The organism is Thermopolyspora sp. NPDC052614 (assembly GCF_040678635.1).
Classification (GTDB): domain Bacteria; phylum Actinomycetota; class Actinomycetes; order Streptosporangiales; family Streptosporangiaceae; genus Thermopolyspora.
This window is the reverse complement of the sequence record NZ_JBFATZ010000026.1, coordinates 78189-102739: the sequence shown is the minus strand read 5'-3', so window position 1 is coordinate 102739 and position 24551 is coordinate 78189. Positions and strand designations below refer to the sequence as shown.

The 24551-nt window shown below is 67.4% G+C and carries 35 protein-coding genes; all 35 read left to right on the top strand.

Annotated features, from left to right (window positions below):
* Window positions 1–143 precede the first annotated feature (143 nt).
* The 35 genes from AB0K60_RS34445 (at window position 144) to rpsK (ending at window position 24549) form a co-directional block, all read left to right on the top strand.
* On the top strand, window positions 144–4019 hold the full coding sequence (locus tag AB0K60_RS34445) for a DNA-directed RNA polymerase subunit beta' (protein ID WP_364064919.1): 3876 nt from the start codon (window positions 144–146) through the stop codon (window positions 4017–4019).
* 562 nt (window positions 4020–4581) lie between these two features.
* On the top strand, window positions 4582–4956 hold the full coding sequence (gene rpsL / locus AB0K60_RS34440; RefSeq protein ID WP_364064916.1) for a 30S ribosomal protein S12: 375 nt from the start codon (window positions 4582–4584) through the stop codon (window positions 4954–4956).
* A 1-nt stretch (window position 4957) separates the two neighbouring features.
* On the top strand, window positions 4958–5428 hold the full coding sequence (gene rpsG, locus AB0K60_RS34435) for a 30S ribosomal protein S7 (RefSeq protein WP_364064913.1): 471 nt from the start codon (window positions 4958–4960) through the stop codon (window positions 5426–5428).
* 66 nt (window positions 5429–5494) lie between these two features.
* Window positions 5495–7594 (top strand): elongation factor G, encoded by a 2100-nt coding sequence (fusA, locus tag AB0K60_RS34430; protein ID WP_364064910.1) that lies wholly within the window; start codon window positions 5495–5497, stop codon window positions 7592–7594.
* 57 nt (window positions 7595–7651) lie between these two features.
* On the top strand, window positions 7652–8845 hold the full coding sequence (tuf, locus tag AB0K60_RS34425) for an elongation factor Tu (protein WP_364064907.1): 1194 nt from the start codon (window positions 7652–7654) through the stop codon (window positions 8843–8845).
* Window positions 8846–8973: 128 nt separating this feature from the next.
* Complete coding sequence (rpsJ, locus tag AB0K60_RS34420; RefSeq protein ID WP_012887830.1) at window positions 8974–9282, top strand: 30S ribosomal protein S10; 309 nt, start codon at window positions 8974–8976, stop codon at window positions 9280–9282.
* A gap of 14 nt (window positions 9283–9296) precedes the next feature.
* The gene (rplC, locus tag AB0K60_RS34415; RefSeq protein WP_364064904.1) at window positions 9297–9953 is read left to right on the top strand and encodes a 50S ribosomal protein L3; all 657 of its coding nucleotides are present in this window, start codon (window positions 9297–9299) and stop codon (window positions 9951–9953) included.
* On the top strand, window positions 9950–10600 hold the full coding sequence (gene rplD / locus AB0K60_RS34410) for a 50S ribosomal protein L4 (protein WP_364064901.1): 651 nt from the start codon (window positions 9950–9952) through the stop codon (window positions 10598–10600). The genes rplC and rplD overlap by 4 nt, the downstream gene beginning before the upstream one ends.
* A complete protein-coding gene (gene rplW / locus AB0K60_RS34405) occupies window positions 10600–10902 on the top strand; it encodes a 50S ribosomal protein L23 (protein ID WP_364064898.1) in 303 nt (100 codons plus the stop codon). The genes rplD and rplW overlap by 1 nt, the downstream gene beginning before the upstream one ends.
* A 148-nt stretch (window positions 10903–11050) precedes the next feature.
* Window positions 11051–11887: a 50S ribosomal protein L2 gene (rplB, locus tag AB0K60_RS34400; RefSeq protein WP_364064895.1), complete on the top strand. Its 837-nt coding sequence runs from the start codon at window positions 11051–11053 to the stop codon at window positions 11885–11887.
* A gap of 11 nt (window positions 11888–11898) precedes the next feature.
* A complete protein-coding gene (rpsS, locus tag AB0K60_RS34395; RefSeq protein ID WP_364064893.1) occupies window positions 11899–12177 on the top strand; it encodes a 30S ribosomal protein S19 in 279 nt (92 codons plus the stop codon).
* A 23-nt stretch (window positions 12178–12200) separates the two neighbouring features.
* Window positions 12201–12578 carry a 50S ribosomal protein L22 gene (rplV, locus tag AB0K60_RS34390; protein ID WP_364064890.1) on the top strand — a complete coding sequence of 126 codons (378 nt, stop codon included), beginning with the start codon at window positions 12201–12203 and terminating at the stop codon, window positions 12576–12578.
* Complete coding sequence (gene rpsC / locus AB0K60_RS34385; RefSeq protein ID WP_364064887.1) at window positions 12578–13411, top strand: 30S ribosomal protein S3; 834 nt, start codon at window positions 12578–12580, stop codon at window positions 13409–13411. The genes rplV and rpsC overlap by 1 nt, the downstream gene beginning before the upstream one ends.
* A 1-nt stretch (window position 13412) precedes the next feature.
* Window positions 13413–13832 carry a 50S ribosomal protein L16 gene (rplP, locus tag AB0K60_RS34380; protein ID WP_364064884.1) on the top strand — a complete coding sequence of 140 codons (420 nt, stop codon included), beginning with the start codon at window positions 13413–13415 and terminating at the stop codon, window positions 13830–13832.
* Entirely contained in the window at window positions 13832–14065 is a 234-nt protein-coding gene (gene rpmC / locus AB0K60_RS34375; RefSeq protein WP_364064881.1) for a 50S ribosomal protein L29, read from the top strand. The genes rplP and rpmC overlap by 1 nt, the downstream gene beginning before the upstream one ends.
* A complete protein-coding gene (gene rpsQ, locus AB0K60_RS34370) occupies window positions 14062–14352 on the top strand; it encodes a 30S ribosomal protein S17 (protein WP_364064878.1) in 291 nt (96 codons plus the stop codon). The genes rpmC and rpsQ overlap by 4 nt, the downstream gene beginning before the upstream one ends.
* Before the next feature lie 104 nt (window positions 14353–14456).
* Window positions 14457–14825 carry a 50S ribosomal protein L14 gene (gene rplN, locus AB0K60_RS34365; RefSeq protein ID WP_364064875.1) on the top strand — a complete coding sequence of 123 codons (369 nt, stop codon included), beginning with the start codon at window positions 14457–14459 and terminating at the stop codon, window positions 14823–14825.
* Window positions 14826–14836: 11 nt separating this feature from the next.
* A complete protein-coding gene (rplX, locus tag AB0K60_RS34360) occupies window positions 14837–15142 on the top strand; it encodes a 50S ribosomal protein L24 (protein WP_364064932.1) in 306 nt (101 codons plus the stop codon).
* Window positions 15142–15717: a 50S ribosomal protein L5 gene (gene rplE / locus AB0K60_RS34355; RefSeq protein WP_364064872.1), complete on the top strand. Its 576-nt coding sequence runs from the start codon at window positions 15142–15144 to the stop codon at window positions 15715–15717. The genes rplX and rplE overlap by 1 nt, the downstream gene beginning before the upstream one ends.
* A 16-nt stretch (window positions 15718–15733) precedes the next feature.
* A complete protein-coding gene (locus AB0K60_RS34350; protein WP_184978978.1) occupies window positions 15734–15919 on the top strand; it encodes a type Z 30S ribosomal protein S14 in 186 nt (61 codons plus the stop codon).
* Window positions 15920–16010: 91 nt separating this feature from the next.
* Window positions 16011–16409: a 30S ribosomal protein S8 gene (rpsH, locus tag AB0K60_RS34345; RefSeq protein WP_364064869.1), complete on the top strand. Its 399-nt coding sequence runs from the start codon at window positions 16011–16013 to the stop codon at window positions 16407–16409.
* Window positions 16410–16428: 19 nt separating this feature from the next.
* The gene (rplF, locus tag AB0K60_RS34340; protein WP_364064867.1) at window positions 16429–16971 is read left to right on the top strand and encodes a 50S ribosomal protein L6; all 543 of its coding nucleotides are present in this window, start codon (window positions 16429–16431) and stop codon (window positions 16969–16971) included.
* 2 nt (window positions 16972–16973) lie between these two features.
* Window positions 16974–17354 (top strand): 50S ribosomal protein L18, encoded by a 381-nt coding sequence (gene rplR, locus AB0K60_RS34335; protein ID WP_364064864.1) that lies wholly within the window; start codon window positions 16974–16976, stop codon window positions 17352–17354.
* Window positions 17355–17395: 41 nt separating this feature from the next.
* Window positions 17396–18028, top strand: a complete 633-nt coding sequence (rpsE, locus tag AB0K60_RS34330; RefSeq protein WP_364064861.1) for a 30S ribosomal protein S5 — start codon at window positions 17396–17398, stop codon at window positions 18026–18028.
* 1 nt (window position 18029) lies between these two features.
* The gene (rpmD, locus tag AB0K60_RS34325; RefSeq protein ID WP_364064859.1) at window positions 18030–18212 is read left to right on the top strand and encodes a 50S ribosomal protein L30; all 183 of its coding nucleotides are present in this window, start codon (window positions 18030–18032) and stop codon (window positions 18210–18212) included.
* Between the two features lie 2 nt (window positions 18213–18214).
* Window positions 18215–18670: a 50S ribosomal protein L15 gene (gene rplO / locus AB0K60_RS34320; RefSeq protein WP_364064857.1), complete on the top strand. Its 456-nt coding sequence runs from the start codon at window positions 18215–18217 to the stop codon at window positions 18668–18670.
* 188 nt (window positions 18671–18858) lie between these two features.
* A complete protein-coding gene (gene secY / locus AB0K60_RS34315) occupies window positions 18859–20181 on the top strand; it encodes a preprotein translocase subunit SecY (RefSeq protein WP_364064854.1) in 1323 nt (440 codons plus the stop codon).
* Entirely contained in the window at window positions 20181–20834 is a 654-nt protein-coding gene (locus AB0K60_RS34310) for an adenylate kinase (RefSeq protein ID WP_364064852.1), read from the top strand. Before secY ends, AB0K60_RS34310 begins: the two co-directional genes overlap by 1 nt.
* A gap of 91 nt (window positions 20835–20925) precedes the next feature.
* Window positions 20926–21813, top strand: a complete 888-nt coding sequence (gene map / locus AB0K60_RS34305; protein WP_364064850.1) for a type I methionyl aminopeptidase — start codon at window positions 20926–20928, stop codon at window positions 21811–21813.
* Entirely contained in the window at window positions 21785–22210 is a 426-nt protein-coding gene (locus AB0K60_RS34300; RefSeq protein ID WP_364064847.1) for a DUF1707 domain-containing protein, read from the top strand. Before map ends, AB0K60_RS34300 begins: the two co-directional genes overlap by 29 nt.
* Before the next feature lie 173 nt (window positions 22211–22383).
* Entirely contained in the window at window positions 22384–22830 is a 447-nt protein-coding gene (locus AB0K60_RS34295) for a hypothetical protein (protein ID WP_364064845.1), read from the top strand.
* A gap of 320 nt (window positions 22831–23150) precedes the next feature.
* Entirely contained in the window at window positions 23151–23372 is a 222-nt protein-coding gene (gene infA, locus AB0K60_RS34290) for a translation initiation factor IF-1 (RefSeq protein WP_093171747.1), read from the top strand.
* Window positions 23373–23389: 17 nt separating this feature from the next.
* Complete coding sequence (gene rpmJ, locus AB0K60_RS34285; RefSeq protein WP_003956441.1) at window positions 23390–23503, top strand: 50S ribosomal protein L36; 114 nt, start codon at window positions 23390–23392, stop codon at window positions 23501–23503.
* 220 nt (window positions 23504–23723) lie between these two features.
* Window positions 23724–24104, top strand: coding sequence for a 30S ribosomal protein S13 (gene rpsM, locus AB0K60_RS34280; RefSeq protein WP_364064842.1), 381 nt, complete (start codon window positions 23724–23726; stop codon window positions 24102–24104).
* A 40-nt stretch (window positions 24105–24144) separates the two neighbouring features.
* Entirely contained in the window at window positions 24145–24549 is a 405-nt protein-coding gene (gene rpsK / locus AB0K60_RS34275) for a 30S ribosomal protein S11 (protein WP_185056251.1), read from the top strand.
* The last annotated feature ends 2 nt before the right edge of the window (window positions 24550–24551 follow it).

Here is a 24551-nt window from a genome sequence, read left to right as displayed (position 1 = left end):
GACGGCATGTCGATCGAGATGCGCGACACCGACGAGGACGTCTTCCGCGCCGCGGAGGAGCTCGGCATCGACCTGGCTCGACGTCCCAACGAAGGTGCGATGAGCGTCGACGAAGTCTGATCTGGAAGCTGAGGGGATAAAGAGTGCTCGACGTCAACTTCTTCGACGAGCTTCGCATCGGCCTGGCGACGGCCGACGATATCCGTCAGTGGTCCCACGGCGAGGTGAAGAAGCCGGAGACCATCAACTACCGCACCCTCAAGCCGGAGAAGGACGGGCTCTTCTGCGAGAAGATCTTCGGTCCGACCCGGGACTGGGAGTGCTACTGCGGCAAGTACAAGCGCGTCCGGTTCAAGGGCATCATCTGTGAGCGCTGCGGCGTCGAGGTGACCCGGGCCAAGGTGCGCCGCGAGCGCATGGGCCACATCGAGCTGGCCGCGCCGGTCACGCACATCTGGTACTTCAAGGGCGTGCCGTCCCGGCTGGGCTACCTGCTCGACCTCGCCCCGAAGGACCTGGAGAAGGTCATCTACTTCGCGGCGTACATGATCACGCATGTCGACACCGAGATGCGCGAGCGTGACCTGCCCTCGCTGGAGGCGAAGATCTCCGTCGAGCGGCAGCACATCGAGCAGCGGCGCGACGCCGACATCGAGGCCCGGCAGAAGAAGCTCGAGGCCGACCTGGCCGAGTTGGAGGCCGCCGGGGCCAAGGGCGACCAGCGCCGCAAGGTGCGCGAGGGCGCCGACCGCGAGATGCGCCAGATCCGCGACCGGGCCCAGCGCGAGCTGGACCGGCTGGAGGAGGTCTGGACCCGGTTCAAGAACCTCAAGGTCCAGGACCTGGAGGGCGACGAGCTGCTCTACCGCGAGATGCGCGACCGCTTCGGCCGCTACTTCCGCGGCGGCATGGGCGCCCAGGCGATCCAGGAGCGGCTGTCCACCTTCGACCTGGAGGCCGAGGCCGAGAGCCTGCGCGAGATCATCCGCAGCGGCAAGGGCCAGAAGAAGGCCCGCGCGCTCAAGCGGCTCAAGGTCGTGGCGGCGTTCCTGAACACCAGGAACTCGCCGATGGGCATGGTCCTGGACTGCATCCCGGTCATCCCGCCGGACCTGCGCCCGATGGTGCAGCTTGACGGTGGCCGGTTCGCGACCTCGGACCTGAACGACCTCTACCGCCGGGTGATCAACCGGAACAACCGGCTCAAGAGGCTGCTCGACCTGGGCGCGCCCGAGATCATCGTCAACAACGAGAAGCGCATGCTGCAGGAGGCCGTCGACGCGCTGTTCGACAACGGCCGTCGCGGCCGCCCGGTCACCGGGCCGGGCAACCGCCCGCTGAAGTCGCTGTCGGACATGCTCAAGGGCAAGCAGGGCCGGTTCCGCCAGAACCTGCTCGGCAAGCGCGTCGACTACTCCGGCCGTTCGGTCATCGTCGTCGGCCCGCAGCTCAAGCTGCACCAGTGCGGCCTGCCCAAGCAGATGGCGCTCGAGCTGTTCAAGCCGTTCGTGATGAAGCGCCTGGTCGACCTGAACCACGCGCAGAACATCAAGTCGGCCAAGCGCATGGTCGAGCGTGCCCGCCCGGTCGTGTGGGACGTGCTGGAAGAGGTCATCACCGAGCACCCGGTGCTGCTCAACCGCGCGCCCACCCTGCACCGGCTGGGCATCCAGGCCTTCGAGCCGCAGCTCGTCGAGGGCAAGGCCATCCAGATCCACCCGCTGGTCTGCACCGCGTTCAACGCGGACTTCGACGGCGACCAGATGGCGGTGCACCTGCCGCTGTCGGCGGAGGCGCAGGCCGAGGCCCGCATCCTGATGTTGTCCACCAACAACATCCTCAAGCCGGCCGACGGCAAGCCGGTGACCATGCCCACCCAGGACATGATCATCGGTCTGTACTGGCTGACCACGCAGGAGGACGGCGCGCTCGGCGAGGGCCGGGTCTTCGGCTCGGTGGCCGAGGCCCTCATGGCGTACGACCGGCACGAGCTGGACATGCAGGCCAAGATCCACGTCCGGCTGCGGGACACCGTCCCGCCGCGGGGCTGGAAGGCCCCCGACGGCTGGGAGCCGGGCGACCCGATCCGGCTGGAGACCACCCTGGGCCGCTGCCTGTTCAACGAGACGCTGCCCAAGGACTACGTCTTCGTCAACTACCAGGTCGGCAAGAAGCAGCTCTCGTCGATCGTGAACGAGCTGGCGGAGAAGTACCCGAAGGTCGAGCTGGCGGCTGCGCTCGACGCGCTCAAGGACGCCGGCTTCCACTGGGCCACCCGCGCCGGCGTCACCATCGCGATCGAGGACGTCGTGGCCCCGCCGAACAAGGGCGAGATCATGGAGGCGTACGAGCGGCGGGCCGACAAGGTCCAGCGCGAGTACGAGCGCGGCCTGATCACCGACGACGAGCGCCGTCAGGAGCTCATCGAGATCTGGACGCACGCCACCAGCGACGTCACCGAGGACATGCAGAAGGCGTTCCCGCGCAACAACCCGGTCTGGATGATGGTCCAGTCCGGTGCGCGAGGCAACCTCATGCAGGTCCGGCAGATCGCCGGCATCCGCGGCCTGGTCTCCAACACCAAGGGTGAGACGATCCCGCGGCCGATCAAGTCCTCCTTCCGCGAGGGCCTGTCGGTGCTGGAGTACTTCGTCTCCACGCACGGTCAGCGCAAGGGTCTGGCGGACACCGCGCTGCGCACCGCCGACTCCGGATACCTCACCCGGCGTCTGGTGGACGTCGCGCAGGACGTCATCGTCCGCGAGGTGGACTGCGGCACCGACCGCGCCGTCCCGCTCGCCGTCGCCGAGCGCGACCACGCGGGCAACCTGGTCAAGGCCGAGAACGCCGAGAGCAACGTGCACGGCCGCATCCTGGCCGAGGACGTCGAGGTGGACGGCAAGATCATCGCCGCCGCGGGCACGGACATCAACGACGCCGTCGTCACCGCGCTGGTCGAGGCCGGCGTGGAGAAGGTGCGGACCCGCAGCGCGCTGGTCTGCGAGGCGAAGATCGGTGTCTGCGCGGTCTGCTACGGCCGTTCGCTCGCCACCGGCAAGCTCGTGGACGTCGGCGAGGCGGTCGGCATCATCGCCGCCCAGTCGATCGGCGAGCCCGGCACCCAGCTGACGATGCGGACCTTCCACACCGGTGGTGTGGCGGGCGCCGACATCACCCACGGTCTGCCCCGTGTCACCGAGCTGTTCGAGGCCCGCATCCCCAAGGGCGTGGCCCCGATCAGCGAGGCGAACGGCCGGGTCCGGATCGACGAGACCGACAAGACCCGGAAGATCGTGATCGTGCCGGACGACGGCTCCGACGAGATCTCCTACCCGGTGTCGATGCGGGCGCGCCTGCTGGTCTCGGAGGGCGAGCACGTCGAGGTGGGCCAGCAGCTCATCGCCGGCGCCGTCAACCCCAACGAGGTGCTGCGCATCCTCGGCCCGCGTGCGGTGCAGCTGCACGTGGTCGCCGAGGTCCAGAAGGTCTACCGGTCGCAGGGTGTGTCGATCCACGACAAGCACATCGAGATCATCGTGCGGCAGATGCTCAAGCGCGTGAACGTGCTGGAGTCCGGCGACACCGAGCTGCTCCCCGGCGAGCTGGTCGAGCGTCCCCGGTTCGAGCGCACCAACCGCGAGGTCGTGGCCGAGGGCGGCACCCCCGCCGCCGGCCGTCCGGTCCTCATGGGCATCACCAAGGCCTCGCTGGCCACCGAGTCGTGGCTGTCGGCGGCCTCCTTCCAGGAGACGACCCGGGTGCTCACCGACGCGGCGATCCACGCCAAGTCCGACTCCCTGCTCGGCCTGAAGGAGAACGTCATCATCGGTAAGCTCATCCCGGCCGGTACCGGCATGCCGCAGTACCGCAACATCCGGGTCGAGCCGACCGAGGAGGCCAAGGCGGCGATGTACACCGTCGGCGGCTACGACGGCTCCGCGACCGACTACACCTTCGGCTCCGGCAGCGGCGAGGCCGTGCCGCTGGAGGAGTACGACTTCGGTCAGTACAACCGCTGATCCGCACGACCGCTGATCCGCACCATCTGATCCGCGCCGAGCGCCCGGTCCTCGCCCGAGGGCCGGGCGCCTCGGTTTTCACCCGCCCGTTACCGATGTGGGAGGCAGCGGCCGCGACCGTCGTTACCGGGATGTCGCCATTTGGTCGCCGGGGGGTTGCGCGGGAATGCATGAGGGACTCTCCGCGTGCCGCTACACTTGATCTGAGCCCAATAGCGGTCGGTGCCCGGTGAGTGGATTCAGGGGCCCGGCGGTGAACCACAGCACGGCGGAATCCCTGGGATGCCGTCGTTTTGACGCGATGCGAAGGCCTGGGTAGGCTTTTCCTTCGTGCCCGTGAGTTCATGGGCTCGCATGCGTGCGCTCGACGCGGTCTAAGGGCCGGCGAGCACCGTGTGTCCCTCCTCCACTCGACCGGCTCGGCCGGGTTTGGCGTGGCAACTGCCGCGACACGCCCGAGCGCGGGGGTCGGAGGGGGTCGGAAACCAGCAGGTCATGACACCGGCAGCACCTGCGAAAGCACGAAAAACGAACTACCGGCCAATGCACGAACGGAGACGCGGTGCCCACGATTCAGCAGCTGGTCCGCAAGGGCCGCCAGGACAAGGTCAGTAAGACCAAGACCCCGGCGCTCGAGGGGAGCCCCCAGCGACGCGGCGTCTGCACGCGCGTCTACACCACGACCCCCAAGAAGCCGAACTCCGCGCTCCGCAAGGTCGCGCGTGTGCGGCTCACCAACGGCATCGAGGTCACGGCCTACATCCCCGGTGTCGGTCACAACCTCCAGGAGCACTCGATCGTGCTGGTGCGTGGCGGTCGTGTGAAGGACCTGCCGGGTGTTCGCTACAAGATCATCCGCGGTTCGCTGGACACCCAGGGCGTCCGCAACCGCAAGCAGGCCCGTAGCCGTTACGGCGCGAAGAAGGAGAAGAGCTGACATGCCGCGGAAAGGCCCCGCAGGTCGCCGTCAGTTGGTCGCGGACCCGGTGTACAGCTCGCCGTTGGTCACCGCGTTGATCAACAAGGTGCTGCTGAACGGCAAGCGCTCACTCGCGCAGACCATCGTGTACAACGCCCTCGAGGGCTGCAGGGAGAAGACCGGCAACGACCCGGTGGTCACCCTCAAGCGGGCCCTCGACAACGTCAAGCCCACCCTTGAGGTGCGCAGCCGCCGGGTCGGCGGCGCCACCTACCAGGTCCCGGTCGAGGTCCGCGCGGCCCGCAGCACCACCCTGGCGCTGCGCTGGCTCGTGCAGTACTCCCGGGCCCGCCGTGAGAAGACCATGACCGAGCGGCTGATGAACGAGCTGCTCGACGCGAGCAACGGCCTCGGCGCCAGCGTCAAGCGGCGCGAGGACACCCACAAGATGGCCGAGTCCAACAAGGCCTTCGCCCACTACCGCTGGTAGCGCCAACCGGAACGGCGGGGTGACCCCCGCCGGCCCGGCGAAAACAACGAGACGAGGACGCGAGAAGTGGCCACAGTGACCGCTCTTGACCTGGCCAAGGTCCGGAACATCGGGATCATGGCTCATATCGACGCGGGCAAGACCACGACGACTGAGCGCATCCTGTTCTACACCGGCATCAACTACAAGATCGGTGAAGTCCATGAGGGCGCCGCCACCATGGACTGGATGGAGCAGGAGCAGGAGCGCGGCATCACCATCACCTCCGCCGCCACCACCTGCACCTGGCTCAACCACACGATCAACATCATCGACACCCCCGGCCACGTCGACTTCACCATCGAGGTCGAGCGCTCGCTGCGCGTCCTCGACGGTGCCGTCGCCGTGTTCGACGCCGTGGCCGGCGTCGAGCCGCAGTCCGAGACGGTGTGGCGCCAGGCCGACCGCTACGGCGTGCCTCGCATCTGCTTCGTCAACAAGATGGACCGGGTCGGCGCGGAGTTCCACCGCTGTGTCGACATGATCGTGTCCCGGCTGGGCGCCACCCCGCTGGTGATCCAGCTGCCGCTGGGGGTCGAGGCCGACTTCCGGGGCGTCATCGACCTGGTGAAGATGAAGTCCCTGGTGTGGAACGCCGAGGCGGCCAAGGGCGAGATGTACGACGTGGTCGACATCGACGCCGACCACCTCGAGGCCGCCCGCGAATGGCGTGAGCGCCTCATCGAGACGATCGCCGAGAACGACGACGAGACCATGGAGCTCTACCTGGAGGGCGTCGAGCCCACCGAGGAGCAGCTCGTCGCGGCGATCCGCCGGGCCACCATCGCCAGCGCCGTCACTCCGGTGCTGTGCGGCACCGCGTTCAAGAACAAGGGCGTGCAGCCCCTGCTCGACGCGATCGTCGCCTACCTTCCGGCCCCGACCGACATCCCGGCCTTCAAGGGCCACGCGGTCGGCAACGAGGACGAGATCATCGAGCGGCACGCGGACCCCAAGGAGCCGTTCGCCGCGCTGGCCTTCAAGATCATGAGTGACCAGCACCTCGGCCGGCTCACCTACATCCGCATCTACTCGGGCACCCTTGAGGCCGGCACCCAGGTGGTGAACTCGGTCAAGGGCAAGAAGGAGCGGATCGGCAAGATCTACCAGATGCACGCCAACAAGCGCGAGGAGCGCGCGTCGGCGTCCGCCGGTCAGATCGTGGCCGTGATGGGTCTGAAGGACACCACCACCGGCGACACCCTTGCCGACCCGGCCAAACCGGTCGTGCTGGAGTCGATGACCTTCCCGGCGCCGGTCATCAACGTCGCCATCGAGCCCAAGACCAAGGGCGACCAGGAGAAGCTGTCGACCGCGATCCAGCGGCTGGCCGAGGAGGACCCGTCCTTCCAGGTGCGCCGCGACGAGGACACCGGCCAGACGGTCATCTGGGGCATGGGCGAGCTCCACCTGGAGATCCTGGTCGACCGCATGCGCCGCGAGTTCAAGGTCGAGGCCAACGTCGGCCGCCCCCAGGTCGCCTACCGCGAGACCATCCGCCGCAAGGTGGAGAAGGTCGAGTACACCCACAAGAAGCAGACCGGTGGTTCCGGTCAGTTCGCGCGGGTCATCATCGACCTGGAGCCGCTGGGCGAGGGCAACGACGGCTACGAGTTCGAGAACAAGGTCACTGGTGGTCGCATCCCCCGGGAGTACATCCCGTCGGTGGACGCGGGCGCGCAGGAGGCCGCCGAGTTCGGCGTACTGGCCGGCTATCCCATGGTCGGCGTGAAGGTGACGCTGCAGGACGGGGCCTACCACGAGGTCGACTCGTCCGAGATGGCGTTCAAGATCGCCGGATCGATGGCCTTCAAGGAGGCCGCGCGCAAGGCGAACGCCGTGCTGCTGGAGCCCGTGATGTCCGTCGAGGTCACCACGCCCGAGGACTACATGGGCGACGTCATCGGCGACCTCAACGGCCGCCGGGGACAGATCCAGCAAATGGAGGACCGGACCGGGGCGAAGGTGATTCGCGCTTTGGTCCCGCTGTCAGAGATGTTCGGGTACGTGGGTGATCTGCGGAGCAAGACCCAGGGCCGGGCGGTCTACAGCATGCAGTTCGACTCCTACGCGGAGGTGCCCGAAGGCATCGCCAAGGAGATCGTCGCGAAGGCCCGCGGCGAGTAGTCACGGGCCCGAGTAACCAGCGCAAGTCAAAGTCAGAATCTCTAAGGAGACAGACCAGTGGCCAAGGCCAAGTTCGAGCGGACTAAGCCGCACGTGAACATCGGCACCATTGGGCACATCGACCACGGCAAGACCACTCTGACCGCGGCGATCACCAAGGTGCTCCACGAGCGTTACCCTGAGTTGAACGAGGCGACCCCGTTCGACAAGATCGACAAGGCGCCGGAGGAGAAGGCCCGCGGCATCACCATCTCCATCGCCCACGTCGAGTACCAGACCGAGAAGCGGCACTACGCGCACGTCGACTGCCCCGGGCACGCCGACTACGTGAAGAACATGATCACCGGTGCCGCCCAGATGGACGGCGCGATCCTGGTGGTCGCCGCCACCGACGGCCCGATGCCGCAGACCAAGGAGCACGTGCTGCTGGCCCGCCAGGTCGGCGTGCCGTACATCGTCGTGGCCCTGAACAAGGCGGACATGGTCGACGACGAGGAGATCATGGAGCTCGTCGAGCTCGAGGTCCGTGAGCTGCTCTCCGCCCAGGAGTTCCCGGGCGACGACGTGCCGGTCGTCCGCGTCTCGGCGCTGAAGGCGCTCGAGGGCGACCCCAAGTGGGCCGACTCGATCATCGAGCTGATGAACGCGGTCGACGAGAACGTGCCGGAGCCGACCCGCGACGTCGACAAGCCGTTCCTCATGCCGATCGAGGACGTGTTCTCGATCACCGGTCGCGGCACCGTGGTGACCGGCCGCATCGAGCGCGGTGTCGTCAAGGTCAACGAGACCGTCGACATCATCGGCATCAAGGAGAAGAGCACCACGACGACCGTCACCGGCGTCGAGATGTTCCGCAAGCTCCTCGACGAGGGCCGCGCCGGCGACAACGTCGGTCTGCTGCTGCGCGGCATCAAGCGTGAGGAGGTCGAGCGCGGTCAGTGCGTCATCAAGCCGGGCACGACCACCCCGCACACCGAGTTCGAGGCCCAGGTCTACATCCTGGCCAAGGACGAGGGCGGCCGCCACACGCCGTTCTTCAACAACTACCGGCCGCAGTTCTACTTCCGTACCACGGACGTCACCGGCGTGGTGCACCTCCCCGAGGGCACCGAGATGGTCATGCCGGGCGACAACACCGAGATGCGGGTGGAGCTCATCCAGCCGATCGCGATGGAGGAGGGCCTCAAGTTCGCGATCCGCGAGGGTGGCCGCACCGTCGGCGCCGGTAACGTAACCAAGATCATCAAGTAGCTCGACCGCGGGGCGGCGGTCGGCCCCTCCCCGGGGCCGACCGCCTCTCCATGGGACGACTCAACACTCGCGGCAATCCGACCGCATGAAGCTTCCATAGGACGACAGCGAAGGACACCGAGGCCACTATGGCGGGACAGAAGATCCGCATCCGGCTTAAGGCCTATGACCACGAGGTCATCGACAGCTCGGCCAAGAAGATCGTTGAGACGGTGACGCGGACCGGAGCGAAGGTCGCGGGCCCGGTGCCGCTGCCGACCGAGAAGAACGTGTACTGCGTCATTCGCTCGCCGCACAAGTACAAGGACAGCCGCGAGCACTTCGAGATGCGTACGCACAAGCGGCTGATTGACATCATCGACCCGACGCCGAAGACGGTCGACTCGCTTATGAGGCTCGACCTGCCCGCGGGCGTCGACATCTCGATCAAGCTCTGAGGGAACGCACTGACATGGCTAAGCAGATCAAGGGCGTCCTGGGCAAGAAGCTCGGCATGACCCAGGTCTTCGACGAGAGTAACCGGATCGTCCCGGTCACCGTCGTCGAGGCCGGTCCGTGCGTGGTGACCCGCGTCCGCACTCCCGAGCGCGACGGCTACTCCGCCATCCAGCTCGGCTATGGGCAGGTGGATCCGCGCAAGGTGAACAAGCCGCTCGGGGACTACCTGCGCAAGCACGACATCACCCCGCGCCGCTACTTCGCCGAGATCCGCACCGACGACGCCTCCGAGTACCAGATCGGCCAGGAGGTCCTCGCCGACACCTTCGAGGCCGGCCAGTTCGTCGACGTCACCGGCAAGAGCAAGGGCAAGGGCTACGCCGGCGTCATGAAGCGGCACAACTTCCGCGGTCTGGGCGCCTCGCACGGTACCCAGCGCAAGCACCGCTCGCCGGGCTCCATCGGCGGCTGCGCCACCCCGGGCCGCGTCTTCAAGGGCCTGCGCATGGCCGGCCGCATGGGCAACGTCCGCACGACCGTGCAGAACCTCAAGGTGCACGCGGTCGACGCGGAGAAGGGGCTCATCCTGGTCAAGGGCGCCATCCCCGGCCCCAACGGGAGCCTGGTCCTCATCCGTACCGCCGCCAAGAAGGGAGCCGTGGCCAAGTGACGACGACGATCGACGTCCGCGACGCCAGCGGCGCCACGACCGGCACGGTGGAACTGCCGGAGAAGGTCTTCGCCGCGAAGGTGAACATCCCGCTGATCCACCAGGTCGTGGTCGCGCAGCTCGCCGCCAAGCGGCAGGGCACGCACAAGACCAAGACCCGTGGCGAGGTCCGCGGCGGCGGCAAGAAGCCGTACCGCCAGAAGGGCACCGGCCGGGCCCGCCAGGGCTCCACCCGGGCGCCGCAGTTCACCGGCGGTGGCACCGTCCACGGCCCGGTGCCGCGGGACTACTCGCAGCGCACCCCCCGGAAGATGAAGGCCGCCGCGCTGCGCGGCGCGCTGTCGGACCGGGCGAGCGGCGGGCGCGTCCACGTGGTGAGCGAGCTCATCACCGGCGAGACGCCCAAGACCAAGGAGGCGCTGGCGGCGCTGCGCCGGATCACCCAGGCCAGGACCGTCCTGGTCGTGGTGGACGAGGGCGACAGCCTCACCTGGCTGAGCCTGCGCAACGTGCCCGAGGTGCACCTGCTGGACGCCGGCCAGCTCAACACCTACGACGTGCTGTGCCACGAGGACGTGGTCTTCACTCGGGCGGCCTACGACAAGGTCGTGGCCCGGCTGGGTGACGGCGGGAAGGAAGACGAGTGATGGACAAGATCACCGACCCGCGTGACATCATCATCAAGCCGGTGGTCTCCGAGAAGAGCTACGGCCTGATCGACGAGCACAACAAGTACACCTTCCTGGTGCAGAAGGACGCGAACAAGACGCAGGTGAAGATCGCCATCGAGCAGATCTTCGGCGTCAAGGTCAAGGGCGTGAACACCATCAACCGCCAGGGCAAGCGCAAGCGCACCCGCCGCGGTGAGGGCAAGCGCCCCGACACCAAGCGCGCGATCGTCAGCCTCGCCGAGGGCGACCGGATCGACATCTTCGGTCCGATCGGCTAAGGCATACCGCACACCACCGCAAGGCTGCTGAATCCGCCCGCCGCTCTCCCCGCCCCGAAGGGCTCCGGAGAGAGGAGGGAAGACAGCGGGTTCCAGCGCCCTCGCCGCGACGCGCAGCGTCGCAATGAGACAGGGATGAACGAAAAAGATGGGCATCCGTAAATACAAGCCGACGACGCCCGGTCGTCGCGGGGCGAGCGTCTCGGACTTCGCCGAGATCACCCGCAGCCGGCCGGAGAAGTCGCTGCTCGCCCCGCTGCACAGCAAGGGCGGCCGGAACGTGCACGGCAGGGTGACCGCCCGCCACCAGGGCGGCGGTCACAAGCGCGCGTACCGGATCATCGACTTCCGCAGGCACGACAAGGACGGGATCCCGGCGAAGGTCGCGCACATCGAGTACGACCCGAACCGCACCTCCCGCATCGCGTTGCTGCACTACGCGGACGGCGAGAAGCGCTACATCCTCGCGCCGACGGGGGTCAAGCAGGGCGACCGGATCGAGAACGGCCCCGGGGCCGACATCAAGCCGGGCAACTGCCTGCCGCTGCGCAACATTCCGACCGGTACCTTCATCCACGCGGTGGAGTTGAAGCCGGGCGGCGGCGCCAAGCTCGGGCGCTCGGCCGGCGCGCAGATCCAGCTGCTCGCCAAGGAGGGCCTGTACGCCACGCTGCGTATGCCGTCCGGTGAGATGCGCATGGTGGACGTGCGCTGCCGGGCCACGGTCGGCCAGGTCGGCAACGCCGAGCAGTCAAACATCAACTGGGGCAAGGCCGGACGTATGCGGTGGAAGGGCAAGCGCCCGACCGTCCGCGGTGTCGCGATGAACCCCGTCGACCACCCGCACGGTGGTGGTGAGGGCAAGACCTCCGGTGGTCGCCACCCGGTGAACCCCAAGGGCAAGCCCGAGGGACGTACCCGCAAGGCGAACAAGCCGAGCGACCGGCTGATCATCCGTCGTCGGAGCAAGAGGAAGAAGCGGTAGGAGCAGCCGAGATGCCACGTAGCCTTAAGAAGGGTCCCTTCGTGGACGACCACCTGATGAAGAAGGTGGAGTCGCAGAACGAGAAGGGCACCAAGAACGTCATCAAGACGTGGTCGCGGCGTTCCATGATCGTGCCGGACATGATCGGTCACACGATCGCCGTGCACGACGGCCGCAAGCACGTCCCCGTGTTCATCACCGAGTCGATGATCGGTCACAAGCTCGGAGAGTTCGCCCCCACGCGGACCTTCCGCAGCCACGTCAAGGAAGACCGGCGCAGCCGGCGGTAACGCCACTTAACGAGGAGAATGCGATGGAAGCCAGGGCCCAGGCGCGGTTCGCCCGCGTCACGCCCCGGAAGGCCCGCCGCGTGGTGGACCTCATTCGCGGGCTGCCCGCCTCGGAGGCGCAGGCCGTGCTGCAGTTCGCCCCGCAGGCGGCGAGCGAGACCGTCTACAAGGTGCTGGCGAGCGCGATGGCGAACGCGGAGCACAACTTCAAGCTCGACCGCGAGACGCTGGTCGTCAGTCGCGCGTGGGTGGACGAGGGGCCGACGCTGAAGCGGTTCCGTCCCCGCGCACAGGGCCGTGCCTATCGGATCAACAAGCGGACGAGCCACATCACCGTGATCGTCGAGTCCCGGCCCGAGGGCAACGCGGGCCGTGGCAAGCCGAGAGGAAGGACCCGATAGTGGGCCAGAAGGTTAACCCGCACGGGTTCCGCCTCGGCATCACCACCGACTTCAAGAGCCGGTGGTACGCCGACAAGCTGTACAAGTCGTACGTGGCCGAGGACGTCGCGATCCGTCGCATGCTGCAGCGCGGCATGGAGCGGGCCGGCATCTCCAAGGTCGAGATCGAGCGCACCACCGACCGCGTGCAGGTGGACATTCACACCGCGCGGCCCGGCATCGTGATCGGTCGTCGTGGCGCCGAGGCGGACCGCATCCGTGGCGATCTGGAGAAGCTGACCAAGAAGCAGGTCCAGCTCAACATCCTCGAGGTGAAGAACCCCGAGGTGGACGCCCAGCTCGTCGCGCAGGGCGTGGCCGAGCAGCTGTCCAGCCGCGTCTCGTTCCGCCGCGCCATGCGCAAGGCGATGCAGTCGGCGATGAAGAGCGGCGCCAAGGGCATCCGGGTGCAGTGCTCGGGCCGCCTGGGCGGCGCCGAGATGTCGCGGTCGGAGTTCTACCGCGAGGGCCGGGTGCCGCTGCACACGCTCCGCGCCGACATCGACTACGGCTTCTACGAGGCCCGCACCACCTTCGGCCGCATCGGCGTGAAGGTGTGGATCTACAAGGGCGAGGCCGGCAGCCGCGCCGAGCGTGAGGCCGCCGCCGCGGGCGCCCGCGCCGGGCAGCGTCGCGAGCGCGACGAGCGCCGTGGCGGCGACCGGCCGCGTCGTGGCGGGGGCGGCGAGCGCCCGCGTCGTGGTGGCCGCGGCGGTGACCGCCCGGCCAGGACCGAGCAGGCCGCTCAGGCCGCTCCGGAGGCTCCGGCCGCACAGCAGGGGGAGGGAAGCTGACATGCTGATCCCGCGTAGGGTCAAGCACCGCAAGCAGCACCGGCCCGACCGCAGCGGCGTGGCCAAGGGCGGCACGAAGGTGAACTTCGGCGAGTACGGCATCCAGGCGCTTGAGCACGCGTACGTGACCAACCGCCAGATCGAGGCCGCTCGTATCGCCATGACCCGCCACATCCGCCGTGGCGGAAAGGTCTGGATCAACATCTACCCGGACCGTCCGCTGACCAAGAAGCCGGCCGAGACCCGCATGGGCTCCGGTAAGGGCTCCCCGGAGTGGTGGATCGCCAACGTCAAGCCCGGCCGCGTGATGTTCGAGCTGGCGGGCGTGGCGGAGCCGGTGGCGCGTGAGGCGCTGCGGCGCGCGATGCACAAGCTGCCGATGAAGTGCCGCTTCGTTAAGCGGGAAGTGGGTGAAGCCTGATGGCCAAGGGCCTGACCGCGGACGAGCTGCGGCCGATGGAGCAAGACGAGCTGGTCCAGAAGCTGAAGGAGGCGAAGGAGGAGCTGTTCAACCTCCGCTTCCAGTCGGCGACCGGGCAGTTGGAGAACCACGCCAGGCTGCGTGCCGTCCGCCGCGAGATCGCCCGTATCTACACCGTGATGCGCGAGCGCGAGCTTGGGATCATCACGATCGAGAAGGAGGCGAGCGAGTGAGCGAGGCGACCGAGGGCGCCGCGACCGGCGCGAAGACGCGGAACTACCGCAAGACCCGTGAGGGCCTGGTGGTCAGCGACAAGATGGACAAGACCGTGGTGGTCTCCGTCGAGGACCGCGTCAAGCACCCGCTGTACGGCAAGGTCATCCGCCGTACCAAGAAGTACAAGGCCCACGACGAGAACAACGACTGCGGCATCGGCGACCGCGTGCTCCTGATGGAGACGCGTCCGCTGTCGGCCACCAAGCGGTGGCGCGTGGTCGAGATCCTCGAAAAGGCCAAGTGACAGGGGCGGGGCGCACGCGCCCCGCCACCCCCGCACGGGGGAAAAGACAAAGTCGGTTCCGCCAGGCTCAGCGATGAGAACCAGCGTGACACACGGGAGTTGACGTGATCCAGCAGGAGTCGCGACTCAAGGTCGCCGACAACACGGGTGCCAAGGAGATCTTGTGCATCCGGGTGCTCGGCGGCTCGGGTCGGCGCTACGCGGGTATCGGCGACGTCATCGTCGCGACGGTGAAGGACGCACTTCCCGGCGCCGGTGTCAAGAAGGGTGACGTGGTCAAGGCTGTCGTGGTGCGCACCAGCAAGGAGCGCCGCCGCCCCGACGGCTCCTACATCCGTTTTGACGAGAACGCCGCCGTCATCATCAAGGACAGCGGCGATCCGCGGGGCACGCGTATCTTCGGTCCGGTCGGCCGCGAGCTGCGCGAGAAGAAGTTCATGCGCATCATCTCGCTCGCTCCGGAGGTGCTGTGATGCAGAAGAAGCTGCATGTGAAGAAGGGTGACTACGTCCAGGTCATCTCCGGCAAGGACAAGGGCGCCAAGGGGCGGATCATCGCCGCCTACCCGCAGCAGGAGCGCGTGGTGGTCGAGGGCGTAAACATGATCACCAAGCACTCGAAGGCGTCCTACCAGGGTCCGCGCGGCGCCAAGGAGGGCGGCGTGCGCACCATGGAGGCTCCGATCCACGTGAGCAACGTCAAGAAGCTCAAGGAAGAGCCGAAGAAGGACGAGAAGCCCGCGAAGAAGACCTCGAAGGACGAGGCCGACGAATCGGGTGAGGAAAGCTGATGACCGCCACCGTTACCGAGACCGCATACGACGGTCCCCGGCTCAAGCAGCGCTACCGGGCGGAGATCGCGCAGAAGCTGCGTGACGAGTTCGGCATCGCCAACGTCATGCAGATCCCCACGGTGACCAAGGTCAAGGTCAACATGGGCGTCGGCGAGGCGGCCCGGGACTCCAAGCTCATCGAGGGCGCCGTCCGCGACCTCACCGCGATCACCGGCCAGAAGCCGGCCGTGGCCCGCGCCCGCAAGTCCATCGCGCAGTTCAAGCTGCGCGAGGGCATGCCGATCGGCGCGCACGTCACGCTGCGCGGCGACCGCATGTGGGAGTTCCTCGACCGCCTGCTGTCGCTGGCCCTGCCCCGGATCCGTGACTTCCGCGGCCTGTCGCCCAAGCAGTTCGACGGCCACGGCAACTACACCTTCGGGCTGACCGAGCAGGTCATGTTCCACGAGGTCGACCAGGACCGCGTCGATCGGCAGCGGGGCATGGACATCACGGTCGTGACGTCGGCCACCAACGACGAGCTTGGCCGGGCGCTGCTGAAGCACCTCGGCTTCCCCTTCAAGGAAGCGTAGAAGAGGAGATCTGATCATGGCGAAGAAGTCCCTGATCGCCAAGGCGGCGCGCAAGCCGAAGTTCGGCGTCCGGGCCTACACCCGCTGCTCGCGCTGCGGGCGGCCGCGTGCCGTCTACCGCAAGTTCGGGCTGTGCCGCGTGTGCTTCCGTGAGATGGCGCACCGCGGCGAGCTGCCCGGCATCACCAAGTCGAGCTGGTAGGCCGAGCCGAGGCTCGGCCCGAGGATTTGTACACCAGGAGAACACCGCAGGTCCCTTGCGAGGGAAACCGCGGTGAGGAAGGCCACCGGCCATGACGATGACCGACCCGATCGCAGACATGCTGACGCGTCTGCGTAACGCGAACTCGGCTTATCACGACACCGTCACGATGCCGTACTCAAAGATCAAGGCGCACATCGCCGAGATCCTCCAGCAGGAGGGCTACATCCAGACCTGGTCCGTCGAGGACGCCAAGGTCGGGAAGAACCTCGTGGTGGAGCTGAAGTTCGGGCCGAGCCGTGAGCGGTCCATCTCGGGCCTGCGCCGGGTTTCCAAGCCCGGTCTGCGGGTCTACGCGAAGAAGGACAACCTGCCCCGGGTGCTGGGCGGCCTGGGCGTCGCGATCATTTCGACGTCCGGCGGCCTGATGACCGACAAGCAGGCCAAGAAGCGCGGTGTGGGCGGGGAAGTCCTCGCCTACGTCTGGTAACGAGGGGAGGAATCTCAGCATGTCGCGAATCGGACGGCTGCCCATCCCCGTACCAAGCGGCGTCGACATCGCCATCGACGGGCAGGCGGTCACGGTCAAGGGCCCGAAGGGCACGCTCTCGCACACGGTTGCGGAGCCGATCACCGTCACCCGCGGGGAGGACGGCACGATCACCGTCACCCGGCCCAACGACGAGAACAAGGTCCGTGCCCTGCACGGCCTGTCCCGCACGCTGATCGCCAACATGGTGACCGGCGTGACGCAGGGCTACACCAAGACGCTGGAGATCGTCGGCGTCGGTTACCGCGTCCAGGCCAAGGGCCCGACGCAGCTGGAGTTCTCGCTGGGCTTCAGCCACCCCGTGATCGTGGACGCCCCCGAGGGCGTCACCTTCCGCGTCGAGCGGCCCACCCTGTTCCACGTGGACGGCATCGACAAGCAGAAGGTCGGCGAGGTGGCCGCCAACATCCGCAAGATCCGCAAGCCCGACCCGTACAAGGGCAAGGGCGTGCGGTACCAGGGCGAGGCTGTCCGCCGCAAGGTCGGAAAGGCTGGTAAGTAGTCATGGCCTTCACCAAGACTGGCAAGCACACGGCCGCTCGCGCCGTCTCGCGTGCCCGCCGGCACCGCCGCGTGCGCAAGAAGGTCCTCGGCACGCCCGCCCGCCCGCGGGTGGTCGTGAACCGCTCGTCCCGCCACATGTTCGTCCAGGTCGTGGACGACACGCAGGGCCACACGCTGCTCAGCGTCTCCACGATGGACCCGTCGCTGCGCGAGGCCGAGGGCACCAAGACGGACAAGGCCAAGAAGGTCGGCGAGCTGCTGGCCCAGCGGGCCAAGGCCGCGGGCATCGACAAGGTCGTCTTCGACCGGGGCGGCAACCGGTACGCCGGTCGCATCGCGGCCCTGGCCGACAGCGCCCGCGAGGGCGGGCTGGAGTTCTAGATGATGCCCGCCCGTACTGACAACGAGAAGAGGAACCACTGATGGCTGCAGCTCCGCGTCGCGGTGCCGGCGGCGGTGGTGAGCGGCGGGACCGTCGCGACGATCGCCGCGGTGGTGCCGCAGACAAGGGCGTCTCGTACATCGAGCGCGTCGTGAAGATCAACCGAGTGGCCAAGGTCGTGAAGGGTGGTCGGCGCTTCAGCTTCACCGCCCTGGTCGTCGTCGGCGACGGCAACGGCATGGTCGGCGTCGGGTACGGCAAGGCCAAGGAGGTGCCCGCGGCGATCGCCAAGGGCGTCGAGGAGGCCAAGAAGCACTTCTTCCGCGTGCCGCGCATCCAGGGCACGATCCCGCACACCGTGCAGGGCGAGGACGCCGCCGGCGTCGTGCTGCTGCGCCCGGCCTCGGCCGGTACCGGTGTGATCGCGGGCGGCCCGGTGCGCGCGGTGCTGGAGTGCGCCGGCATCCACGACGTGCTGTCCAAGTCGCTCGGCTCGGACAACCCGATCAACATCGTGCACGCCACCGTGGCCGCGCTGAAGGACCTGAGCCGTCCGGAGGAGATCGCCGCCCGCCGTGGCCTGCCGATCGAGCACGTCGCCCCGGCGGCGATGCTGAGGGCGCGCGCGGAGGGTCTCGCCGAGGCCGCCGCCGCGGCGAAGGCGGTGAGCTGACATGGCGCGCCTGAAGATCACCCAGGTTCGCTCGAAGATCGGGGGCAAGCAGAACCAGCGTGACTCGCTGCGTTCGCTGGGCCTCCGCCGCATCGGTCAGGTCGTCATCAAGGAGGACCGGCCCGAGATCCGTGGCATGGTCTCCGTGGTGTCGCACCTGGTGACCGTGGAGGAGGTGGACTAGCAATGCCGGAGAACGCTCCGCTGCGCATCCACGACCTGCGGCCGGCCCCCGGCGCCAACAAGCCGAAGATCCGCAAGGGTCGTGGCGAGGCGTCCAAGGGCAAGACCGCCGGTCGTGGTACCAAGGGCACCAAGGCCCGCAAGCAGGTCCACGCCGGGTTCGAGGGCGGTCAGATGCCGCTCCAGCGGCGGCTGCCGAAGCTCAAGGGCTTCTCCAACGCGCTGTTCAAGACGACCTACCAGGTCGTCAACCTGGACAAGCTCGGCGAGCTGTTCCCCGAGGGTGGCGACGTCACCGTCGAGGCGCTGGTCGCCAAGGGTGCCGTGCGCAAGAACCAGCCCGTGAAGGTGCTGGGAACCGGTGACCTCTCCGTGGCGTTGAACGTGCGGGCGGACGCCTTCTCCGCCAGCGCCAAGGAGAAGATCGTGGCCGCCGGCGGCTCGGTGACCGAACTCTAGGTTCGATTCCGGGTGGCCCTACGCTCTTACGTGGCGCGGGAGCTCGTTGGGAGCTCCCGCGCTCGTAGTGCGTTAGAGTTCGCTGGACAGCACGCGTCGACAGAGCGCCGTTCGCTTACCGAAGAGATATTGATGGGCATCCGCACCATCGCTGACCGATACCGCCGCACAGGCGCGCAGGAGGGACCGTGATTACCGCGATAGCCCGGGCGTTCAAAACGCCCGACCTGCGCAAGAAGCTGCTATTCACGCTTGCCATCATCGCGCTGTTCCGGCTTGGTTCGGTGCTGCCGAGCCCCGGGGTGCACACCGCGAATGTCACCAAGTGTCTGGAGGACGCGCAGGCCGGCGATGCCGGCAACATCTACGGGATGGTGCAGCTCTTCAGCGGCGGCGCCTTGCTGAAGCTCGCGGTCTTCGCGCTCGGCATCATGCCGTATATCACCGCGAGCATCATTCTGCAGTTGCTCACCGTGGTGATTCCGCGGCTGGAGGCGTTGAAGAAGGAGGGACAGGCCGGTAACGCGAAGATCACGCAATACACGCGTTATCTCACCATCGGTCTGGCCGTGCTCCAGTCGACCGCCTTCGTGGCCCTCGCGCGCGGGGGGCAGCTGTTCCCCAACTGCCGGCTTCCCATCCTCGTCAACCAGGATGTCTTCACCATCGTGACCATGGTGGTCACGATGACCGCGGGCACCAGCGTGATCATGTGGCTGGGCGAGCTGATCACCGACCGCGGCGTCGGCAACGGCATGTCCATTCTGATCTTCACGCAGATCATCGCGGTGTTCCCGTCGTACCTGATCAACATCTGGCGGGTGTCGCGGCCGGCGTTCATCATCATCATGGTCGTCGGCGTGTTCCTCATCGCCGCCGTGGTCTTCGTCGAGCAGGCCCAGCGCCGGATCCCGGTGCAGTACGCCAAGCGCATGGTGGGCCGCCGGATGTACGGCGGGACGTCGACCTACATCCCGCTCAAGGTCAACCAGGCCGGCATCATCCCGGTCATCTTCGCTTCGTCGCTGCTCTACCTGCCGCAACTGTTCGTGACGCTGTTCGGCAACTCCACCGACCCCCATCCGGTCATCGAGTGGCTGGCGCAGAACTTCGCCCGGGGCAGCGAGCCGCCCTACATCGTCACGTACTTCCTGCTGATCGTCGCCTTCACGTACTTCTATGTGGGCATTACCTTCAACCCCGTTGAAGTGGCCGACAACATGAAGAAGTACGGTGGGTTCATCCCAGGCATCCGCCCGGGTCGGCCGACTGCCGAGTACCTCCAGTTCGTGCTGTCGCGTCTCACGGCGCCCGGCTCGATCTACCTGGGGGTGCTGTCGTTGATTCCGATCATCGCGTTCGCGATGCTCGGAACCGGCGACCAGTCGACGCTGGTCAACTTCCCGTTCGGAGGCACGAGCATTCTGATCATGGTTGGTGTGGGTCTGGACACCGTGAAGCAAATTGAGAGCCAGCTGCAGCAGCGCAATTACGAGGGCTTCCTGAAGTAGTGCGCGTCGTCCTGGTCGGGCCCCCCGGAGCGGGTAAGGGGACGCAGGCCCAGTTCATCGCATCGCACCTGTCGATCCCGAAAATCTCGACAGGTGACATCTTCCGTGCCAACGTCTCCGGTGGCACGCCCCTCGGCAAGCTCGCCAAGGAGTACATGGACCGGGGTGACCTCGTGCCCGACGAGGTCACCGTCGCCATGGTCCGGGACCGGCTTTCCGAGGACGACACCCAGGGGGGATTCCTCCTCGACGGGTTTCCCCGAAACGTTCCCCAGGCCGAGATCCTCAAGAAGATGCTCGCGGACTGGGGCCTGTCGCTCGATGTCGTGCTCGAACTCGTCGTCGACGACGAGGAGGTCGTCCGCCGCCTCGCCGGTCGGCGCACCTGCCGGTCGTGCGGCAAGGTGTGGCATATCGACTTCGACCCGCCGTCCCGCGAGGGCGTCTGCGACGCGTGCGGGGGCGAGCTGTTCCAGCGCGACGACGACCGCGAGGACACCATCCGCCACCGCCTGGAGGTCTACCAGGAGCAGACCGCTCCGCTGGTCTCCTTCTACGCCGACGAGCAGATCCTCATCGGGGTGGACGCGGCGGGGCCGGTGGAGGAGGTCACTCAGCGGGCGATGGCGGCTCTGCGGCGCTTTGTCGACTGAGCGCGAGTCGCAACCCGAGGCGCACCTTGGGGGAGAATCGGAGGAATCGGGCTTTCCTGTTCGCCGTTAGTCTCCTCCAGGGGGTGCGTACGTGTTCAAAAGGAACAAGCACGGAATTCAGATCAAGACGCCCGAGCAACTGGAGAAGATGCGGGCCGCCGGGCTCGTGGTCGGCAGGACGCTCGAACTGCTGAAGCGCAGCGTGGAGCCGGGCATCACCCCGGCGGACCTCGACGCGATCGCGGAGAAGGCCATCAGGGACGAGGGCGCGATCCCCTCCTTCAAGGGCTACCAGGGATTCCCGGCCACGATCTGCGCCTCGGTGAACCACGAGGTCGTACACGGCATCCCCACCGACCGGCGGGCGCTGCGCGAGGGCGACGTGATCTCCATCGACTGCGGCGCGATCCTGGACGGCTGGCACGGCGACGCCGCGGTCACCGTGCCGGTGGGCGAGGTGGAGCCGCAGCTGACCGAGCTGATGCGGGTGACCGAGGAGGCCATGTGGCGCGGCATCGCCGCGCTGACGGTGGGCCGGCACCTGTCCGACATCGGCTACGAGGTCGAGCGCTACGTGCGCTCCCAGGGCCGCTACGGCATTCCCCAGGAGTACGGCGGGCACGGCATCGGCACGGCCATGCACATGGACCCCTGGGTGGCCAACCACGGCCGCCCCGGCAGGGGACCGCGCTTCGAGCCGGGCATGTGCTTCGCGATCGAGCCCATGGTCAACCTCGGCACCGACCGCACCCGGGTGCTCGCCGACGACTGGACCGTGGTCACGCTCGACGGAAAGGCCAGCGCGCACTTCGAACACAGCGTCGCCGTGACACATAATGGACCTTGGGTGCTGACCGCGTTGGACGGGGGCAAGGCGCGTTTGGCCACATTGATAGAGCAATCGACGCAGAAGTCGCAGCAGGCGCGGACGCAGGCAGAGAGTGGTGGCGATGACGACCCCGGAGATGCGGGCCTCTGACGGCGACCGGGACCGGGTGGCTGAGGCGCTGCGCGAACACATGGCTCAGGGTCGGCTCACCGTCGAGGAGTTCAACGAGCGACTGGAACTGCTCTACACGAGCAAGACCTACGGCGAGCTGGCCCGGCTCACGGCCGACCTGCCGGACACCGACCTGCACAACCTGCCCGCGCGGTCCGCGCAGCCGGCGAAGACGCCCGCGGTGACAAAGAAAACCGACCTGCGGGCGCACTGGGCGGCGTGGGCGACGGTCGTCACGATCAACTGGATGGTCTACTTCGCGGTCACCCTGTCGAGCGACGGCTCCGTCTATCCGTGGCCCATCTGGGTGACCGGCCCGTGGGGCATCATCCTGCTGCTCAACACCATCTTCCGGGACAGGGGCGAGAAACGCTGACGCGGGCGAGAAGTCCCGCGAATGTGTCGTAGTACACCCTCGGGCCTATCTGTGCAATCGTGCGCAGAACGCAAGCCGGGATCTTCCTACCGTGATGGGTGTCCGGACAAGAGCAGCACCGGAAAAGATCCGAAACTTGTCCGGCACGGAACCCATCGCTACAGGAGGACACCGTGCGTAAGATCCGTAACCTCGTCGCGGGCGGCCTGATCGCGGGCGCTCTGGTCGCCGGCGCCGTCACCTCTCCGGTGGCCGCCTCGGCCGCCTCGGCCGCGGCCCCGGCCGCGAAGGTCGCCGTCCAGGCGGGGCCCAAGCACTTCTTCAAGTTCTACTCGGGCTTCGACAAGGGCAGGCGCTCCCTCTTCGAGGGCTACTGGTACAAGAAGGACGGCTGGTACTACGTCTTCGGCGACCTGTTCGACCGGGACTTCGACCGTGAGTACAGCTACCTCTGGATCAAGTACGAGGACCGGTTCGGTCGCTTCCACTTCAAGCGCTTCAAGACCTTCGGCAAGTTCCACTACGAGAACAAGTTCTTCAAGGCCCGGCACTTCTGGGTGGGCGTCTCCGAGGGCCGCAACTTCGGCGACGACTTCAGCAGCTACCGGCGGCTGTGGTAGCCGCGTGACCCTTAGGGGGGATAGCGACCTGGGGGGTCAGGCTTCGAGGGCCCGCCGGCGACATCGCCGGCGGGCCTTTTCGCGTCCGGACGCCTGTCCAGAGGGCGCGTGCTGAGGTACCGTGTTATCGGGTTGTGTCCTACCGCCCGGCGTGCGTTTCGCTTTTCGCCGCCGGTTGCCGTAAACTTCTTTGTCGGCTCACTATGACCATTGCGCGTCGGCGGCCCCAGCAGGCCGCCGCTCTCACGTACGCGCGGGTGGTCGCGGCTGCGTAGTGATCCGAACCACCTCAGACGATCGATCAGTGAAACGCGAGGGACATGCCCAAGAAGGACGGCGCCATCGAGATCGAGGGCACTGTGGTCGAGTCGCTCCCGAACGCGATGTTCCGGGTGCAGCTCGACAACGGGCACAAGGTCCTGGCCCACATCAGCGGCAGGATGCGGATGCACTACATCCGGATCCTTCCTGACGACCGGGTTGTCGTCGAACTGAGCCCCTACGACCTGAGTCGCGGGCGGATCGTCTACCGATACAAGTGAAGCCCGGACAAGGGACTATGAAGGTCAAGCCGAGCGTCAAGAAGATCTGCGACAAGTGCAAGGTGATTCGCCGGCACGGTCGCGTCATGGTGATCTGCGACAACCTGCGCCACAAGCAGCGCCAGGGCTAGTCGCCCCGTCCGGTGCCGGGGGACCGGCCCGCGACGCCCCACGTAATCACGCGTCACACCCGCGCAGGCGGTGAATCGCCCGCCCCGAGGCCCGCCTCGGGCGGCGGCTCGCACGTACCACGCGGGAGACCCCCGGTCGGAGGCCGGGGCCCTCACCCCGGGGCATGGGGAGGGGTCGTGCCGCGTAAGACCTCCGCCACACCGAAGGAGAATGCCCGCCATGGCTCGCCTGGTTGGCGTCGACCTCCCCCGCGACAAGCGGCTGGAGATCGCTCTCACCTACATTTACGGCATCGGCCGCAGCCGCTCCCTGGAGATCCTGCAGGCCACCGGCATCAGCGGCGACCTTCGGGTCCACCAGCTCACGGACGCCGAGCTGGTGCCGCTGCGCGACTACATCGAGGCCAACTTCAAGATCGAGGGTGACCTCCGCCGCGAGGTTCAGGCCGACATCCGGCGCAAGATCGAGATTCAGTGCTACCAGGGCATCCGGCACCGCCGGGGCCTTCCGGTGCACGGTCAGCGCACGCAGACCAACGCGCGCACCCGCAAGGGCAAGAAGAAGACCGTGGCCGGCAAGAAGAAGCCCGGCAAGAAGTAGTCCACGCAGCAGGACCGACCACCTCAGGAGTTAGGCCCACATGCCTCCGAAGAGCCGCCAGGGCGCGCCCAAGAAGGTGCGCCGCAAGGAGAAGAAGAACGTCGCTCACGGGCACGCCCACATCAAGAGCACGTTCAACAACACGATCGTCTCGATCACCGACCCGCAGGGGAACGTGATCTCCTGGGCCAGCGCCGGCCACGTCGGGTTCAAGGGCTCCCGCAAGTCCACCCCGTTCGCCGCGCAGATGGCCGCCGAGAACGCCGCCCGCCGCGCCATGGAGCACGGCATGCGCAAGGTCGACGTCTTCGTCAAGGGCCCCGGCTCCGGCCGCGAGACCGCGATCCGCTCCCTTCAGGCCACCGGCCTGGAGGTCGGCTCGATCCAGGACGTCACCCCCGTGCCGCACAACGGCTGCCGTCCGCCCAAGCGTCGCCGCGTCTGAGC

What these genes read in the sequence shown, in the direction of transcription:
- rpsG (WP_364064913.1), top strand. Translation starts at nt 4,958, where the DNA reads ATGCCGCGGAAAGGCCCCGCAGGTCGCCGTCAGTTGGTCGCGGACCCG.
- rpsJ (WP_012887830.1), top strand. Translation starts at nt 8,974, where the DNA reads ATGGCGGGACAGAAGATCCGCATCCGGCTTAAGGCCTATGACCACGAG.
- rplC (WP_364064904.1), top strand. Translation starts at nt 9,297, where the DNA reads ATGGCTAAGCAGATCAAGGGCGTCCTGGGCAAGAAGCTCGGCATGACC.
- rplW (WP_364064898.1), top strand. Translation starts at nt 10,600, where the DNA reads ATGGACAAGATCACCGACCCGCGTGACATCATCATCAAGCCGGTGGTC.
- rplB (WP_364064895.1), top strand. Translation starts at nt 11,051, where the DNA reads ATGGGCATCCGTAAATACAAGCCGACGACGCCCGGTCGTCGCGGGGCG.
- rpsS (WP_364064893.1), top strand. Translation starts at nt 11,899, where the DNA reads ATGCCACGTAGCCTTAAGAAGGGTCCCTTCGTGGACGACCACCTGATG.
- rplV (WP_364064890.1), top strand. Translation starts at nt 12,201, where the DNA reads ATGGAAGCCAGGGCCCAGGCGCGGTTCGCCCGCGTCACGCCCCGGAAG.
- rplP (WP_364064884.1), top strand. Translation starts at nt 13,413, where the DNA reads ATGCTGATCCCGCGTAGGGTCAAGCACCGCAAGCAGCACCGGCCCGAC.
- rpmC (WP_364064881.1), top strand. Translation starts at nt 13,832, where the DNA reads ATGGCCAAGGGCCTGACCGCGGACGAGCTGCGGCCGATGGAGCAAGAC.
- rplE (WP_364064872.1), top strand. Translation starts at nt 15,142, where the DNA reads ATGACCGCCACCGTTACCGAGACCGCATACGACGGTCCCCGGCTCAAG.
- AB0K60_RS34350 (WP_184978978.1), top strand. Translation starts at nt 15,734, where the DNA reads ATGGCGAAGAAGTCCCTGATCGCCAAGGCGGCGCGCAAGCCGAAGTTC.
- rpsH (WP_364064869.1), top strand. Translation starts at nt 16,011, where the DNA reads ATGACGATGACCGACCCGATCGCAGACATGCTGACGCGTCTGCGTAAC.
- rplF (WP_364064867.1), top strand. Translation starts at nt 16,429, where the DNA reads ATGTCGCGAATCGGACGGCTGCCCATCCCCGTACCAAGCGGCGTCGAC.
- rplR (WP_364064864.1), top strand. Translation starts at nt 16,974, where the DNA reads ATGGCCTTCACCAAGACTGGCAAGCACACGGCCGCTCGCGCCGTCTCG.
- rpsE (WP_364064861.1), top strand. Translation starts at nt 17,396, where the DNA reads ATGGCTGCAGCTCCGCGTCGCGGTGCCGGCGGCGGTGGTGAGCGGCGG.
- rpmD (WP_364064859.1), top strand. Translation starts at nt 18,030, where the DNA reads ATGGCGCGCCTGAAGATCACCCAGGTTCGCTCGAAGATCGGGGGCAAG.
- rplO (WP_364064857.1), top strand. Translation starts at nt 18,215, where the DNA reads ATGCCGGAGAACGCTCCGCTGCGCATCCACGACCTGCGGCCGGCCCCC.
- AB0K60_RS34300 (WP_364064847.1), top strand. Translation starts at nt 21,785, where the DNA reads ATGACGACCCCGGAGATGCGGGCCTCTGACGGCGACCGGGACCGGGTG.
- infA (WP_093171747.1), top strand. Translation starts at nt 23,151, where the DNA reads ATGCCCAAGAAGGACGGCGCCATCGAGATCGAGGGCACTGTGGTCGAG.
- rpmJ (WP_003956441.1), top strand. Translation starts at nt 23,390, where the DNA reads ATGAAGGTCAAGCCGAGCGTCAAGAAGATCTGCGACAAGTGCAAGGTG.
- rpsM (WP_364064842.1), top strand. Translation starts at nt 23,724, where the DNA reads ATGGCTCGCCTGGTTGGCGTCGACCTCCCCCGCGACAAGCGGCTGGAG.
- rpsK (WP_185056251.1), top strand. Translation starts at nt 24,145, where the DNA reads ATGCCTCCGAAGAGCCGCCAGGGCGCGCCCAAGAAGGTGCGCCGCAAG.